At 47.6% G+C, this 16792-nt stretch carries 16 protein-coding genes; 15 read left to right on the forward strand and 1 reads right to left on the reverse strand.

Annotated features, from left to right (window positions below; translation table 11 throughout):
• Positions 1–112: 112 nt before the first annotated feature.
• The 7 genes from spoIVB to M1D90_RS08920 all read left to right on the forward strand — a co-directional run bounded on the left by spoIVB (position 113) and on the right by M1D90_RS08920 (position 6176).
• On the forward strand, positions 113–1429 hold the full coding sequence (gene spoIVB, locus M1D90_RS08890) for a SpoIVB peptidase (protein ID WP_043054395.1): 1317 nt from the start codon (positions 113–115) through the stop codon (positions 1427–1429).
• Between the two features lie 288 nt (positions 1430–1717).
• Positions 1718–2518 (forward strand): sporulation transcription factor Spo0A, encoded by an 801-nt coding sequence (spo0A, locus tag M1D90_RS08895; protein ID WP_003183361.1) that lies wholly within the window; start codon positions 1718–1720, stop codon positions 2516–2518.
• A 341-nt stretch (positions 2519–2859) separates the two neighbouring features.
• Positions 2860–3156, forward strand: a complete 297-nt coding sequence (locus M1D90_RS08900; RefSeq protein WP_020452126.1) for an antimicrobial peptide LCI — start codon at positions 2860–2862, stop codon at positions 3154–3156.
• 129 nt (positions 3157–3285) lie between these two features.
• Entirely contained in the window at positions 3286–3855 is a 570-nt protein-coding gene (locus M1D90_RS08905) for a serine O-acetyltransferase (protein WP_020452125.1), read from the forward strand.
• Between the two features lie 499 nt (positions 3856–4354).
• The gene (locus M1D90_RS08910; RefSeq protein ID WP_020452124.1) at positions 4355–4660 is read left to right on the forward strand and encodes a membrane lipoprotein lipid attachment site-containing protein; all 306 of its coding nucleotides are present in this window, start codon (positions 4355–4357) and stop codon (positions 4658–4660) included.
• A 35-nt stretch (positions 4661–4695) separates the two neighbouring features.
• Positions 4696–5316 (forward strand): N-acetylmuramoyl-L-alanine amidase family protein, encoded by a 621-nt coding sequence (locus tag M1D90_RS08915; protein WP_020452123.1) that lies wholly within the window; start codon positions 4696–4698, stop codon positions 5314–5316.
• A 134-nt stretch (positions 5317–5450) separates the two neighbouring features.
• Positions 5451–6176, forward strand: coding sequence for a glycerophosphodiester phosphodiesterase (locus tag M1D90_RS08920; protein WP_328038211.1), 726 nt, complete (start codon positions 5451–5453; stop codon positions 6174–6176).
• A gap of 110 nt (positions 6177–6286) precedes the next feature.
• Here the strand turns inward: M1D90_RS08920 and M1D90_RS08925 are convergent, their stop codons facing one another.
• On the reverse strand, positions 6287–6541 hold the full coding sequence (locus tag M1D90_RS08925) for a DUF2627 domain-containing protein (protein WP_020452121.1): 255 nt from the start codon (positions 6539–6541) through the stop codon (positions 6287–6289).
• Positions 6542–6694: 153 nt separating this feature from the next.
• Between M1D90_RS08925 and M1D90_RS08930 the strand changes: the two genes are divergently transcribed.
• The 8 genes from M1D90_RS08930 to M1D90_RS08965 all read left to right on the forward strand — a co-directional run bounded on the left by M1D90_RS08930 (position 6695) and on the right by M1D90_RS08965 (position 16767).
• Entirely contained in the window at positions 6695–8761 is a 2067-nt protein-coding gene (locus M1D90_RS08930) for a sigma-54 interaction domain-containing protein (RefSeq protein WP_023855158.1), read from the forward strand.
• Positions 8762–8886: 125 nt separating this feature from the next.
• A complete protein-coding gene (gene yqiS, locus M1D90_RS08935) occupies positions 8887–9798 on the forward strand; it encodes a phosphate butyryltransferase (RefSeq protein ID WP_023855157.1) in 912 nt (303 codons plus the stop codon).
• Positions 9799–9801: 3 nt separating this feature from the next.
• Positions 9802–10896 carry a branched-chain amino acid dehydrogenase gene (gene bcd / locus M1D90_RS08940; protein ID WP_026579327.1) on the forward strand — a complete coding sequence of 365 codons (1095 nt, stop codon included), beginning with the start codon at positions 9802–9804 and terminating at the stop codon, positions 10894–10896.
• 38 nt (positions 10897–10934) lie between these two features.
• Positions 10935–12041 (forward strand): butyrate kinase, encoded by a 1107-nt coding sequence (gene buk, locus M1D90_RS08945; protein ID WP_023855156.1) that lies wholly within the window; start codon positions 10935–10937, stop codon positions 12039–12041.
• Positions 12031–13452, forward strand: a complete 1422-nt coding sequence (lpdA, locus tag M1D90_RS08950; RefSeq protein ID WP_020452116.1) for a dihydrolipoyl dehydrogenase — start codon at positions 12031–12033, stop codon at positions 13450–13452. Before buk ends, lpdA begins: the two co-directional genes overlap by 11 nt.
• Positions 13453–13474: 22 nt before the next feature.
• Positions 13475–14467 (forward strand): thiamine pyrophosphate-dependent dehydrogenase E1 component subunit alpha, encoded by a 993-nt coding sequence (locus M1D90_RS08955; protein WP_020452115.1) that lies wholly within the window; start codon positions 13475–13477, stop codon positions 14465–14467.
• 12 nt (positions 14468–14479) lie between these two features.
• Positions 14480–15463, forward strand: coding sequence for an alpha-ketoacid dehydrogenase subunit beta (locus M1D90_RS08960; RefSeq protein ID WP_026579328.1), 984 nt, complete (start codon positions 14480–14482; stop codon positions 15461–15463).
• Between the two features lie 23 nt (positions 15464–15486).
• Positions 15487–16767: a dihydrolipoamide acetyltransferase family protein gene (locus M1D90_RS08965; protein ID WP_456283365.1), complete on the forward strand. Its 1281-nt coding sequence runs from the start codon at positions 15487–15489 to the stop codon at positions 16765–16767.
• The last annotated feature ends 25 nt before the right edge of the window (positions 16768–16792 follow it).

Raw genomic sequence — 16792 nt, forward strand, 5'->3', positions numbered from 1 at the left:
TTTTCTTATACAAACTCATTCTTATCATTTTATCCAATGATTTTCTTCCGTCCGCAGTTATAAATCGCTGTCCGAAAGGCAAAAGTAATGAATGTAGCGAAAGAAATTTTATATGGTGTGGGTTAGGTGCGAGGAGAGTGAAAAGGTGGATGTTGAAAAAATCAGAAAAGTTGTGGGTATGATTCTCCTTGTTTCTTTAATAAGTGTAGGGTTTTACAAACCGGTGAAAGAATACATTGTAATCCCAAAAAACTTGAACATTTTTGAGACGGGTACCCGTGCGGTTGAAACGAGCTTATCCGTCAGTGCTTCGAAAGATGGATCATCGGAAGCATTCACACTGAAAGAAAATCAAAGTGAAGTGGAAATAAAAGGTGAAAAGAATGGAAAGGCAGAACTCGTCTATGATTTTGCCGGATTCCCAGTTAAAAAAACGAAAGTAAATGTCCTGCCTGATTTGAAAGTGGTCCCCGGCGGGCAGTCTATTGGTGTAAAGCTTCACTCCGTTGGCGTATTGGTCGTAGGTTTTCATCAAATCAATACCTCTGAAGGCAAAAAATCGCCCGGTGAAGCAGCCGGAATCGCGGTAGGCGACATTATCACCGAAATCAACGGCACGAAAATCGAAAAAATGAATGACATCACCCCTTTTATTCAAAAGGCCGGGAAAACAGGAGAAACCTTACATCTGTCGATTAAAAGAGATAAACAAGAAATCAAAACGAAGCTCATTCCGAAAAAAGACCAGGCTGAAGATAAATACAGAATCGGCTTATATATCAGGGACTCTGCCGCAGGAATCGGCACAATGACTTTTTTCGAGCCGAAATCGAAAAAATACGGAGCGCTTGGTCACGTCATTTCAGACATGGATACGAAAAAACCGATCGTTGTTGAAAAAGGGCAAATCGTGAAATCGACCGTCACTTCGATTGAAAAAGGAACAGGCGGAAATCCCGGAGAGAAACTGGCCCGTTTCGCATCAGAACGAAAAGTGATTGGTGATATCAACAGAAACAGTCCATTCGGGATCTTCGGGACGCTTCACGAGTCAATCAAAAACCGCATCGCTGACAAAGCCATTCCGATTGCATTTTCAGATGAAGTAAAAGAAGGCCCGGCCCAAATTTTAACGGTTATCGAAAACGACAAAGTCGAGAAATTCGATATTCAGGTCGTCAGTACGACACCTCAGAAGTTTCCGGCTACAAAAGGGATGGTGCTGAAAATTACCGACCCGAGGCTGTTGAGCAAAACAGGAGGCATCGTTCAAGGGATGAGCGGAAGCCCGATCATCCAAAACGGAAAGATCATTGGCGCCGTAACTCACGTTTTCGTCAATGATCCGACGAGCGGATACGGCGTGCATATTGAATGGATGCTGTCTGAAGCAGGAATCGATATTTATAAAAAAGAAAAAGCAAGCTGACTGCCGGATTCCTCCGGCAGTTTTTGATTTCGTCTTTTTTTCTTGCGCGTTGTGCGTTAAAATGAAAGAAGAAAAGATTTTTCGACAAATTCACGTTCCCCGGTTTGTCAAGTCGCATTTCGAGTCGAAAAATCGAGAAAATCAGAAAAAAACAGAGAAAAAGCGAGAGATACCACTATTATTGGAAAAATCCTTTTTAAAAAAAGGGAATAAAGTGGTGCTGTCGAATTAAACATATTAGAAAAGAATGATGAAATTTATCAACATACACATTGGGGAGGAAGAAACGTGGAGAAAATTAAAGTATGTGTTGCTGATGATAACAGGGAGCTTGTCGGCCTATTAAGCGAATATATCGAGGGACAAAGCGACATGGAAGTACTTGGTGTCGCGTACAACGGACAGGAATGCCTTTCGTTGTTTAAAGACAAGGAGCCCGATGTGCTTGTGCTGGATATTATCATGCCTCACCTCGATGGATTGGCCGTTCTTGAAAGGCTGAGGGAATCGCAGCTTAAAAAGCAGCCGAATGTCATCATGCTGACGGCGTTCGGTCAGGAAGACGTGACGAAAAAAGCTGTAGATTTGGGCGCGTCGTATTTTATTTTGAAGCCTTTTGACATGGAGAACTTAGTCGGCCATATCCGCCAGGTCAGCGGAAACGGATCTCAATTGACACACCGTGCCCCGTCTTCTCAAAGCAGTGTGCTTCGGCCGCAGCCGGAATCGCCGAAGAAAAACCTGGACGCCAGCATCACGACCATCATCCACGAAATCGGCGTGCCCGCTCATATAAAAGGCTATTTATACTTAAGGGAAGCCATCTCCATGGTGTATAACGACATCGAACTGCTCGGAAGCATTACAAAAGTGCTTTATCCGGATATCGCCAAAAAATTCAACACGACTGCAAGCCGAGTCGAACGGGCGATTCGCCACGCCATCGAAGTCGCATGGAGCAGAGGCAACATCGACTCGATTTCGTCACTTTTCGGCTACACAGTCAGCATGTCAAAAGCCAAGCCGACGAATTCAGAATTCATCGCGATGGTCGCAGACAAGCTGAGACTGGAGCATAAGGCTTCTTAAACGTTGACATGGCGCGGTTTTGACGAAGATTTACCGTTGAATTGCCGACCTTTTTCTAACGAATAGTTTATCGTAATTCCGATGAATTTTTCGCCCTTATTGCGATGAATTGCGATCCGAAGGGTTTCATACAGTATTTGAAGGTCTCGTTTTTATAAACGAGGCTGTTTTTTTGCTCTTAAATGTACTGTTTGTGTTTCAGCACGGTGTGTATTGTGTAAAGTCAGCCTAACAGCTCATCAAAAAATACCAAAATATTATAATTTGTGCACTTTTTAGACATGCCTGTTTGTTATATGATGAAATCGAAATGAAATAAATGGAAAAGGAGTTGTTTTAAAATGAAAGTCAATAAATTATTAACTGGTACGACTCTGGCTGTTGGTTTACTTATTTCTACAGCGCCGGTATTTGCTGCACCGCATTCATCTGAGGTGATTGCACATCCGACTGCTCAATACATCAATTGTCCAAGTGACTTGCCAAGCTCATTCAAAAGCAGCAAATCATCAAAATGTGTAAAATCTTCTTCAGGAGTTTTCAGTAACAAATTTTCTGATAGCGATGGAACATGGTATTTCAAAGGGAAATTTTACAGTAATGTTTTTAACACTTGGGTTGGTTTTTACGAAGGATGAACAAAAAAGGGGGGCTCCCCCTTTTTTTGTTTTCCTTTTAGTAATTTCACGGAAATAGATGGCGGAGAATGTAAAACCTTTCGAAAAAGCCAATCTCGAGTTAAAAGTATGAAATAAGCAGGTGGTATGATGATCTTTACGAAAACAGATCTTCGCTATTATCTCGAACAAGACAAGAAAGCGTTAGGAATCTCAAGTCGAAAAAGGCCTAAATGGTTTGGCGATGATATTTGGAAGTATCAGATAGCCTTGCGCAAACATGAATATTACTCAAATGCCAACTCCAAGGTGTTCAAGCATGTTTACCGGTATCTGCATAAAAAGAGAGGATTGAAGCTCGGATTTGACATCCCGGTGAATGTTTTCGGTCCGGGGTTGAGGATCAACCATTACGGATTGCTCATCGTAAACAGCAATGCAAAAATAGGTGCAAACTGTGACATTCATCAAGGAGTTAACATCGGGCAAAATCACGCTCACCACGATGTTCCAACAATCGGAGACAATGTCTGGATCGGGCCTGGAGCAAAGCTCTTTGGCAGCATTCACATTGCCGACGGCATTTCGATTGGCGCAAACGCCGTAGTCAACAAATCTTTCACTGAGGAAAACATTACAATAGCCGGTGTGCCTGCCAAAAAGATTAAAGAGGCGCCGTCAACAATGGACCGGAAGCAGGCTCTGCAGCAGCAAATATAAGCATGAGAACTGCGGAAGGAGCAGCGCTGCTAAATCATCCGCTATGAAGGACTAAATGTTGTCATCAAGCAGCCGGCCTTTAAAAAATGCATTCCTGCAAGTTCTGATAAAAGCTACATAGCACGCAGCCAGCTTTCGGTGTATCCGTCTATTTTTCAAAGTTTGTCTCACGCCCGGTGCATTGGCGTCATAGACTGAATCATATAAAGCGAAAGCCGCATGAAACGTCTTTTTTCTTATGAAAAAAGACGTTTTTTTATACAAAAAAATAAAAATGATGAAATAGATCTGATTTCTTCCAGATGACAACCATTTTTCGCCTTGGGTAGACCGTTTTTCACAGACGTTTTTGAGCGGATGGCTTCTAACAATTCGGAAATCCCTGGGGCGTTGGACGGGTAAATCGGGCCAATATCTGCTGGCGTGGCCTGCTTTACAGCCGCCGGGTATTAAAGATAAGGTACGGGGTGTAAAAAATTCAGCGGGCGAGGTGGTCGACATGAAAAAAGGAGTCATCCTTGTTTTGTTCGCTATGCTGCTATTGGCAGGCTGCGGGACAACGCAACATAATGAAAGCCGAAAAGGAACAGGCGGGGAAACGTTTGTGAAAGAAGGCACCTTTGTCGGTTTGGCGGATCAGCATACCGTCGCCGTCAATATTGACGGTAAAGAAACGACGTTTCAGGTCCCTCCCGAAAAACGGGATAAATATAAGGGGATCAAGGATGATACAAAGGTGGAAGTGAAGTACACGAAAACAGAGGACGGAACATTACAGCTTGAAGATATGAAAGAGAAAGAATGATCGTTTGCAAAAAGGGATTGTAGGAGGAACTAATCGTGAAACTGTTAATGAGGAGTTTAGTTTTGCTGCTGTTTTCGTTTATTGCGGTTTTTCCAGCTGCTTTTGCAGCTGAGCCGCTTTCCGGTAAGACGGTATATGTTGACGCAGGTCACGGGGGCGAAGACAGCGGCGCGGTCGGAAACGGGCTGCTTGAGAAAGATGTCAATCTTGAAGTGGCAAAGCTGGTTGATGAAAAACTGAAAGAAGAGGGAGCTGCCACAGTCGCCTCAAGAACGGATGATACGTTTTTGACGCTGGAAGACCGGGTGGCCAAAGCGAGCAAGCACGCTTCGGACTTGCTGATCAGCATTCATGCAAACTCGGCCGTCCCTGAAGCGTCAGGTACAGAAACATACTTCGATTCTGCCTATCAAGCCGCTGACAGCGAACGCCTGGCGTCTAACATTCAAGAACGCCTTCCGGATGCGCTTGGCACTCGGGACAGAGGTGTAAAAGAATCAGGGTTTTATGTCATCAAAAATTCTCAAATGCCGAGTGTTTTAGTTGAACTCGGCTTTATCACGAACAAAACTGATGCAGCTAAACTCGAAAGTCCGGAATATCAGGAAAAAGCGGCAGACGCGATTGCTGACGCTGTCACAGCTTATTACGAATAACAATAGGGGCCCCGGTATAAGACCGGGGTTCTTGTGTTATGTTTATGTTAAAAAAGGCCTTATGTGTGGAAAGAAAACAGTAAGACCTTCATAATGGGATATAAACTTGCAATTCTTGTAGAGGTGAACCAGAAATGACGAAAATATTTGCACACCGAGGAGCTTCAGGCACTTTTCCCGAAAATACAATGGAGGCGTTTAAGCAGGCGGCGGCCATCGGTGCAGACGGCATCGAATTGGATGTACAAATGGCAAAAGACGGACGTCTTGTTATAATACATGATGAAAAGCTTGACAGGACGACTTCGCTGAAAGGATATGTAAAGGATCTTACATATGCGGAGATCAAGCGCGGAGACGCAAGCCACCGTTTTTCCGAAAAAACCGGCTCTGTCCCGGTACCGACCCTTGAAGAAGTGTTTGAGTGGGCGGCAGATGCTGAATTTCTTCTCAATGTGGAATTGAAAAACAGCATTATCCGTTATGAAGGAATGGAAGAAAAGGTGATGTCGATGATTGAAGCGTACGGCCTTCAAGACCGGATCATTCTTTCATCATTCAATCATGAAAGCCTTGCGTTATGCAGCAGACTGAATCCAAGTATCGAGTTGGCCGCGCTTTACATGGATGTCATCTACAAGCCGGAGGAGTACATTGAAATGATTCCGGCTACAGGATTTCATCCGTATCGCCGTTCAATGTCGGTTGACATGATCAAAAACGCCCATTTGAAACAAAAAGCGGTCCGGCCGTTCACCATCAACCGTGAAGAGGAGATGAAAAAGCTGATTGCTGAAGGAATTGACGGTTTCTTCACCGATTTTCCCGAAAAAGCGTTAAAAATAAAAGCCGAGATGTGACACGCTGAAAGGATTACAAAATCCCAAAACTAAAAGTCGTTTTGGGATTTTGTCAACAATCTGAAAGCCGCAGACAATATCTGCGGCTTTTTGCTTTCCGTTCGCAGAGATCACACCTCGCGGCCGCTCTGCTTTTTTCTAAAGCGGGGGCTTACTTGGTTGCGTTTTCTGTCTCTGTATAGAATAAATCCGCCTAATAAATAAAGGCCGCCTGCGAAGCATATGAACCCCGCCAGCCCCTGAAGCCAAAGGATCTGAAACGGGCTGATCAAAACGCCGAAAACAGTGTCGCGCATCAATTTAATTCCGAGAGCAGCCAGGCCTCCCGGTATCAGCAAAACGAGCAGTGCGATCATTCTCCCCATACACGAATCCCCTTACCAAAGATTTACCTTTATTGTCTATTTGAAAAAAAAGTTTGTCAAGAAAGGAAAACATGATAACATAGATGTTGTGCAAATTGTTGCAAGTGAACGTGATAGTGTGCAAAATTTTTCATACAAAGGGGTAAAGGGATGATGCAAAAAGTACTGATCGTTGGTGCTGGAAAAGGGGGGACTGCTCTCTTGGATGTGCTGCTGAAAACAAAGACGATGCATATCGAGGCGGTCATCGATAAAAATCCGGAAGCTCCCGGGCTTTTCATCGCGCAAAAAAACGATATCGAAACGGCGCTCGATTGGGCGCCGTACATCACAGAACAGATCGATATCATCATTGAAACGACCGGAGACGCCGGTGTATTAAAGCAACTGATGCGAAAAAAGCACGACAGTACGATCGTGGTGCCGGGATCGCTCGCTTATATCATCTCTCAGCTGATGAACGAAAAGCAGCAGCTCATCCAAATGTTAAAAGAGCAGACGTATAAACACGACCGTATTTTCAACTCTATGAATGACGGCATGATTTTTATCGACATTAACGAAGAGATCATTTTGTTTAACAAAATGGCGGAAGTGATGACCGGGACAAAGCGCACTGAAGCGATCGGCCAGCATATTCAAAGCGTGATCCCGACGACGAAGCTGCCGCGCATTCTCAATACGAGAGAGCCTGAGTATCATCAAAAACAATTTCTCCATCCGAACAGGCAGATCGTCACGACCAGAATTCCGATTATCGATGACGGAGGGACGCTGCTCGGGGCGCTTAGCATATTTAAGGACATTACCGATGCGGTCGAGCTGGCTGAAGAGGTGACCAACCTGAAGGAAGTCAGAACGATGCTTGAAGCGATCATTCAATCTTCGGATGAAGCGATATCGGTCGTTGATGAAAACGGAAACGGGATGATGATCAACAGGGCGTATACAAAGATGACGGGCCTGACAAAAGACCAGGTGATCGGGAAGCCGGCCAATACCGACATATCCGAAGGTGAAAGCATGCATTTGAAAGTGCTTGAAACGAGGCGCCCTGTCAGAGGGGTCAGAATGAAAGTCGGCCCCAATAAAAAAGAAGTGATCGTCAATGTCGCGCCGATTATCGTTGACGGTATTTTAAAAGGGAGCGTCGGTGTTATTCACGATGTATCTGAAATTCAATCGCTCACAAACGAGCTGAACAGAGCGCGCCAGATTATCCGTACACTCGAGGCGAAATATACATTTGCCGACATCATCGGTTCAAGCGAGCAGATGCTCGTCGCGCTGGAACAGGCGAAATTGGGGGCGAAGACGCCTGCGACGATTTTGCTGAGAGGCGAATCGGGAACGGGGAAAGAGCTTTTTGCCCATGCCATACATAACGAAAGTGACCGAAAGTATAATAAGTTTGTTCGCGTCAATTGTGCGGCCATTTCGGAATCACTGCTTGAATCAGAGCTGTTCGGCTATGAAGAAGGCGCTTTTTCAGGCGCGCGCCGCGGCGGCAAAAAAGGATTTTTTGAAGAGGCGAACAACGGCAGCATTTTCTTGGATGAAATCGGAGAGCTCACGCAAAACACACAAGCGAAGCTCCTCCGCGTTCTTCAGGAAAAAGAAATTGTCAGAGTCGGCGGGACCAAACCGATTTCTGTGAACGTCCGGGTCATCGCAGCGACAAACGTCAATATTGAAAAAGCGCTCGCTGAGGGCAGGTTTCGCGAAGACTTGTACTACCGGATCAATCGCTATCCGATATCAATTCCGCCGCTCAGGCAGCGGAAAGAGGATATCGAAGCCTTGAGCAGGCATTTGATTGGGAAGATCAATCAAGAATACGGACGCAATGTAAAGGGGCTCACGAAAAACGCACTCAAATCGTTAAAAGCACGGAAGTGGCCGGGGAATGTCAGAGAGCTTGAAAATGTCCTTGAGCGGGCGATGATCTTTTTAAAACCGCAAATGGAATGGATTGATCTCGAACACCTGCCTGAAGCAGACCGTCCGAAAAAAAAGGTGGAAGCCGGAGCAGCTTTCCCTGAGATTGAAGAGGAAAAGCTGTCTGATGCGGTTGAACGGTTTGAAGCTCATGTCATAAAAGAAACGCTTGAAAAGCATCAATACAACAGAACGAAAACGGCGAAAGCGCTTGGAATCAGTATCCGCAATCTCTATTACAAAATGGATAAATACAATCTTGCAAAAGATAGCATGCAATAAATTGCAAAACGAGTGCAAAATCATGCAAACTGTAAAACAGGATCACAGTACCGAACCGCTTTTTTATACTGGCACGAAACTTGCATGATATAGTGGGCGGATGTTTGCTAAGAAAGGTGGGTACTATGAAGCTGAAACAATTATTGCAAAAAGCGGCGGAGCTAGACAATAAAACGGTCGCCGTCGCACATGCAGAAGATGACGAAGTGCTGCAAGCAGTCAAACTTGCGGTCGACAAACAATTTGCCCGGTTCTTGTTGATTGGGCACAGAGAAAAGATCAGGCATATGATGACAGAACAGAACATTTCAAAACGGCACGTGGATATCATTCATTCGGAATCGCCGGCGGATTCGGCGAGAATTGCCGTTCAAGCTGTCAAAAGCGGAAATGCTGATGTTCTCATGAAGGGGAATGTCCCGACAGCCGTGCTATTAAAAGCCGTTTTGAATAAAGAGTACGGGCTCCGTTCCTCGCATGTGCTGTCACATGTAGCAGCTTTTGAAGTCAGCGGGTTTGAGAGGCTGATTTATGTAACAGATGCGGCAATGAATATCAGCCCCAAGCTTGATGAGCTGAAACAAATTTTAGAAAACGCAGTCGGCGTGGCGAGAGCGGTCGGCGTGCAAATGCCGAAAGCCGCTTGCCTCGCCGCGGTGGAAACGGTGAATCCCGCAATGGAAGCGACATTAAATGCAGCTGCCTTGACGCAGATGAATCATCGGGGCCAAATCAAAAATTGCATCGTTGACGGGCCTCTTGCGTTGGATAACGCGATCTCACCGCTTGCCGCCCGGCATAAAAACATTTCTGGAATCGTTGCGGGCGAGGCTGACATCCTGCTTGTTCCTTCAATTGAAACAGGCAATGTCCTTTACAAATCATTGATTCATTTTGCGGGTGCGAAAGTGGGAGCCATTTTGGCAGGGGCAAAAGCGCCCATCGCCTTGACAAGCAGGGCCGATTCCGCAGAAAACAAGCTGTATTCGATTGCTTTGGCGCTGTGTACGTCTGAAGCACGACAAGAGGAGGAATAAAAAATGGAACTATTTCGATATATGGAACAGTATGACTATGAGCAATTGGTATTTTGCCAAGATAAACAGTCCGGATTAAAAGCGATCATCGCGATTCATGATACGACTCTCGGGCCGGCTCTCGGCGGCACGAGAATGTGGACATATGAAAGTGAAGAAGCCGCAATTGAAGATGCGCTGCGCCTTGCGCGGGGAATGACCTATAAAAACGCGGCGGCCGGACTGAACCTCGGAGGAGGCAAAACCGTTATTATCGGCGATCCGCGCAAAGATAAAAACGAAGAAATGTTCCGCGCTTTCGGCCGTTACATTCAAGGGCTGAACGGCAGATACATCACCGCGGAAGACGTCGGTACAACCGTTGAAGATATGGACATCATTCATGACGAAACTGATTTTGTTACAGGCATTTCGCCTGCTTTCGGTTCATCTGGCAATCCTTCCCCGGTAACGGCTTACGGGGTATATAAAGGGATGAAGGCTGCGGCAAAAGAGGCCTTCGGGACAGATTCGCTTGAAGGAAAAACCGTTGCTGTCCAAGGGGTCGGAAACGTGGCATACAATCTGTGCCGTCATCTCCACGAAGAAGGCGCGAAACTGATCGTGACCGACATCAATAAAGAAGCGGTCGAACGCGCAGTCGCCGAATTCGGCGCCCGTGCCGTCGATCCGGATGATATTTATTCACAGGAGTGCGATATATATGCACCGTGTGCTCTGGGAGCGACAATCAACGATGATACGATTCCGCAGCTGAAAGCCAAAGTGATTGCCGGGGCAGCCAACAATCAGCTGAAAGAAACGCGCCACGGGGATCAAATCCACGACATGGATATCGTTTATGCCCCTGACTATGTCATCAATGCCGGCGGCGTCATCAATGTCGCTGACGAGCTTTACGGCTATAATTCAGAGCGCGCGCTGAAAAAAGTCGAAGGCATCTACGGAAATATTGAACGCGTCCTTGAAATTTCAAAACGCGACCGCATTCCGACATACTTGGCCGCAGACCGCCTGGCGGAAGAGCGTATTGAGCGCATGCGCCAATCGAGAAGTCAATTTTTGCAAAACGGCCATCACATTTTAAGCAGGCGTTAAGATCATAACCCCTATTCGCTATTGGAGGTTTTATATCAATGCAGGTACAGGAAAAACGTATTCTCGTCATCAATCCGGGATCAACATCTACAAAGATCGGCGTTTTTCATGATGACCGTTCGATTTTCGAAAAATCAATCCGTCATGACGAGGCTGAGTTACAGCAATACCAAACCATTATTGATCAATATTCGTTCAGAAAACAGGCGATACTCGAAACCCTGCATGAACAGGGAATCAATATTTCTAAATTGGATGCCGTTTGCGCCCGGGGAGGGCTGCTCAGACCGATTGAAGGCGGCACTTACGAAGTCAACGATGCGATGATCACCGATTTGAAGAACGGATATGCGGGGCAGCATGCATCAAATCTCGGGGGTATCATCGCCAGGGAGATTGCCGACGGATTAAATATTCCCGCTTTTATCGTCGACCCCGTTGTTGTGGATGAAATGGCCCCTATCGCAAAAATTTCCGGCACGCCGGCCATTGAAAGGCGCAGTATTTTTCACGCGCTCAACCAAAAAGCTGTCGCGAGGAAAGCGGCCTGGCAGTTTGGAAAGCGGTATGAAGATATGAAAATGATCATCACCCACATGGGAGGCGGCATTACGACCGGCGTTCATTGCCACGGTCGGGTGATCGATGTCAACAACGGCCTCCACGGAGAAGGTCCGCTCAGTCCGGAGCGGGCCGGAACCATTCCTGCGGGTGATCTGATCGAAATGGCCTTCTCCGGCAAGTATACGAAAGGCGAGCTGATGAAAATGCTAGTCGGCGGCGGAGGCCTCGCCGGCTATCTCGGCACGACGGATGCGGTTAAAGTTGAGAAAATGATCAAGGAAGGCGATCAAAAGGCTGCGCTCATCTATGAAGCGATGGCTTATCAAATCGCCAAAGAAATCGGGGCGGCCAGCGCCGTCTTAAAAGGCGAAGTCGATGTCATTATTTTGACAGGCGGACTGGCGTACGGAAAATCGTTTGTTACCTCGATCAGACAATACATAGACTGGATTTCGGATGTCGTCGTCTTTCCGGGAGAAAATGAGCTTCAAGCATTGGCTGAAGGTGCATTTCGCGTATTAAACGGCGAAGAAGAGGCGAAACAGTATCCGAACCAGAGGAGGGAAAGTCATGGCAACTGAATACGATCTCGTGATTCTTGGAGGGGGCACAGGCGGCTATGTGGCTGCCATCAGAGCTTCGCAGCTGGGGCTGAAAACAGCCGTCGTTGAAAAGCGGAAACTCGGCGGCACGTGCCTTCATAAAGGCTGCATCCCGTCGAAAGCGCTCCTAAGAAGCGCGGAAGTTTACAGGACAGCAAAAAAGGCGGACGAATTCGGAGTGGTCATTTCTGAAGTCGGCCTGCGGTTTTCTCAAGTTCAAAGCAGAAAACAAAAAATAATTGACCAGCTGCACAACGGTGTCAAACACTTGATGAAAAAAGGAAAGATTGATGTTTACGAAGGAATCGGACGAATTCTCGGGCCGTCGATTTTTTCCCCGATGCCGGGGACGGTTTCCGTTGAGATGGCAAACGGGGATGAGAATGAGATGCTCATACCGAAAAACGTCATCATCGCCACAGGCTCAAGGCCCAGGTCGCTGCCAGGGCTTGAGCTTGACGGGGAAAACGTGCTGTCATCCGACGAAGCGCTTGAACTTGAGCAACTTCCGGCTTCCATGCTGATTGTCGGAGGAGGTGTCATCGGAATCGAGTGGGCTTCCATGCTGTGCGATTTCGGTGTTGACGTGACCGTCATTGAGTATGCAGACCGGATTTTGCCGACTGAAGATGCCGATATTTCTAAAGAAATGCAGACGCAGCTGGCGAAAAAAGGCATCACCATCATCACGGGAGCGAAAGTGCTGCCCGACACATTGGCGAAAGGCGATACGGTCAGCATTCAAGCGGAAAAAGACGGAGAAAAACAGACCTATTCCGCTGAGAAAATGCTCGTATCTGTCGGAAGGCAGGCAAATGTTGAAGGGATCGGTCTGGAAAACACAGATATCCAAGTGGAAAACGGCTTTATCGCGACAAACAGCATGTACCAGACAAAAGAATCCCACATCTATGCGATCGGAGATGTGATCGGCGGCCTTCAGCTTGCACATGCTGCTTCCCACGAAGGGATTACGGCTGTTGAGCATATTGCTGGCGAGAATCCGCACGACATCGACTATTCGCTTGTCTCAAAATGCATCTATTCAAGTCCTGAAGCCGCATCGGTCGGCTTGACAGAGGATGAGGCGAAGGCACAGGGCAAAAGCGTTAAAGTAGGCAAATTTCCGTTTCAGGCGATTGGCAAAGCGCTCGTGTACGGTGAGACGGACGGCTTTGTCAAAATCGTCGCCGATCGCGAATCAGATGATATTTTGGGCGTTCACATGATCGGCCCGCATGTGACAGACATGATATCTGAAGCCGGTCTGGCAAAGGTGCTTGACGCCACCCCGTGGGAAGTCGGACAAACGATCCATCCGCATCCGACGCTGTCGGAGGCGATCGGAGAAGCCGCCCTTGCCGTAGATGGAAAGGCGATTCATTTTTAGAAAGCATGAAGGAGTGAAGAAAATGGGCAATAACCGTCATGAAGCAGTTGGATTAACAGATGAACAAGCAATCGACATGTACAAAACCATGCTTTTAGCCAGAAAACTTGATGAGCGGATGTGGCTCTTAAACCGTTCAGGCAAAATTCCTTTTGTCATCTCTTGTCAAGGACAGGAAGCCGCCCAGGTCGGAGCGGCATTTGCATTAGACCGTGAGAACGATTATGTGCTTCCATATTACAGAGATATGGGCGTTGTCCTTGCTTTTGGCATGACGGCAAAAGATTTAATGCTGTCGGCGTTTGCAAAAGCCGAGGATCCGAATTCGGGAGGAAAGCAGATGCCGAGCCACTTCGGTCAAAAGAAAAACCGGATCGTCACAGGCTCTTCGCCAGTGACAACGCAAGTTCCGCACGCGGTGGGTGTAGCGCTTGCCGGAAGGCTTGAAAAGAAAGACATCGCGACTTTTGTGACGTTCGGCGAAGGCTCTTCAAACCAGGGGGACTTCCATGAAGGGGCGAACTTTGCCGCCGTTCATAAGCTTCCCGTCATTTTCATGTGTGAAAACAATAAATACGCCATTTCGGTTCCTTACGAAAAGCAGGTGGCTTGTGAAAACATTTCCGACCGCGCCGTCGGTTACGGCATGCCCGGCGTGACCGTTGACGGAAATGATCCGCTTGAAGTCTACAAAGCGGTTAAAGAAGCAAGGGAACGTGCCGGAAGAGGCGAAGGTCCGACATTAATCGAAACGATATCATACCGGCTGACCCCGCACTCCAGCGATGATGATGATCGAAGCTACAGAGAGCGCGAAGAGGTGGCGGAGGCGAAGAAAAATGATCCGCTTAACAAATTCGCGCATTACTTAAAAGAAACAGGGCTTCTGGACGACCAGTCTGAGAAGCAAATGTCGGATGAGATCACAACCATCGTCAATGAAGCAACAGATTATGCTGAACATGCACCTTATGCAGATCCGGAAGATGCGCTGCGGCATGTATATGCGGAGTAAGGGGGAAGAACAATGCCAGTTATGTCATATATAGATGCTGTCACTTTGGCTTTGAAAGAAGAAATGGAAAAGGATTCCCGCGTCTTTGTTTTAGGGGAGGATGTCGGCAAAAAAGGCGGTGTGTTCAAGGCAACAGCCGGTCTTTACGACCAGTTCGGCGAAGAGCGGGTGATGGACACGCCTTTGGCGGAATCCGCAATTGCCGGCGTCGGAATCGGGGCTGCCATGTACGGGATGAGACCGGTCGCCGAAATGCAGTTTGCAGATTTTATCATGCCGGCTGTCAACCAGATTATTTCAGAAGCGGCAAAAATCCGCTACCGCTCCAACAATGACTGGAATTGTCCGATCGTCATCCGCGCACCTTACGGCGGAGGCGTGCACGGCGCGCTGTACCATTCTCAGTCAGTTGAAGCCGTATTTGCCAACCAGCCCGGGCTGAAAATCGTCATGCCTTCGACACCTTATGATGTCAAAGGGCTTTTGAAAGCGGCCATCCGCGATGACGACCCTGTCCTGTTCTTCGAGCATAAACGTGCGTACCGGCTGATCAAGGGCGAAGTGCCGAGTGACGACTATGTGCTGCCGATCGGAAAGGCGGATGTGAAGCGGGAAGGCGAAGACATTACCGTCATCACATACGGATTGTGCGTCCATTTCGCCCTTCAGGCTGCCGAGCGGCTTGCCAAAGACGGGATTTCCGCACATATCCTTGATTTAAGAACAGTATATCCGCTCGATCAGGAAGCGATTATTGAAGCGGCTTCCAAAACGGGCAAAGTGCTTCTGATGACCGAGGATACGAAGGAAGGCAGCATTATGAGTGAAGTAGCCGCGATCATTTCAGAGCATTGCCTGTTCGATTTGGATGCGCCGATTAAGCGGTTGGCGGGCCCTGACGTCCCGGCAATGCCGTATGCTCCTACAATGGAAAAATTCTTTATGGTCAATCCGGATAAAGCAGAAGCAGCAATGAGAGAATTGGCCGAGTTTTAATATAGCGAAGGAGGACATATCGTATGGCAGTGGAACAAATGACAATGCCGCAGCTCGGGGAGAGCGTGACGGAGGGAACCATCAGCAAATGGCTTGTCAGCGTCGGAGATCACGTCAACAAATACGATCCGATTGCTGAAGTGATGACGGATAAGGTCAATGCTGAAGTCCCTTCATCGTTCACGGGAACGATTACCGAGCTTGTCGGGAAAGAAGGCGAAACTCTGCAAGTCGGAGACGTCATCTGCAAAGTCGAAACAAACGAAGAAGCGAAACCGGAGGCTGAGGCTGTTTCCAATCTGGATCAAGCGGAAGCGGAGCCGGCCAAACCGGAGGAAAAAGATACATCTCAGAAAAAACGTTATTCCCCGGCGGTGCTGAGACTTGCCGGTGAGCACAACATTGATTTGGAGCAGGTGGAAGGTACCGGTGCCGGCGGACGGATCACCAGAAAAGACATCCAGCGCATCATTGCTTCCGGAGCTGCTCCTCAAGCTGATGCGGCGCCGGAAAAACAGCCGGATACAAATGCCGCGGGAGCGAGTGAGCCCGTCCAAAAGCTGGCGCAAGCCGCCCCTCAAGCTGCACCGCCTCAGAGTGCGGCTGGAGACGTCGAGATTCCTGTGACCGGAATCCGTCATGCGATTGCGACCAATATGGTCAGAAGCAAGCATGAAATCCCTCATGCCTGGACGATGATGGAAGTGGATGTCACAAGTCTTGTGAGCTACCGCAACAAAATAAAGGACGAATTTAAGAAGAAAGAGGGCTTCAGCCTGACCTTTTTCGCGTTCTTTGTCAAAGCGGTCGCACAGGCGCTGAAGGAATTCCCGCAAATGAACAGCATGTGGGCCGGAGATAAAATCATTCAGAAAAAAGACATCAACATCTCAATTGCAGTAGCGACTGACGATGCGCTGTACGTTCCTGTCATCAAGCATGCCGATGAAAAAACAATTAAAGGCATCGCGAGAGAAATCTACGAACTGGCTCATAAGGTCAGAAGCGGCAAGCTGACGAGCGGGGATATGAGCGGAGGTACGTTCACGGTCAACAATACCGGTTCGTTCGGGTCGGTTCAGTCAATGGGGATCATCAACCATCCACAGGCGGCCATCCTGCAGGTTGAATCGATCGTCAAGCGTCCCGTCGTCATGGAGCATGGCATGATCGCGGTCAGAGATATGGTGAACCTGTGCTTATCCCTCGACCACAGAGTGCTTGACGGCCTCGTTTGCGGCAGATTCCTTGCCCGTGTGAAAGAGATTTTGGAACAAATCGATGATCATACTTCCATTTATTAAAAAAGAAGAGCTGGCCCGTTAAGGG

The organism is Bacillus sp. JZ34 (genome assembly GCF_053903205.1).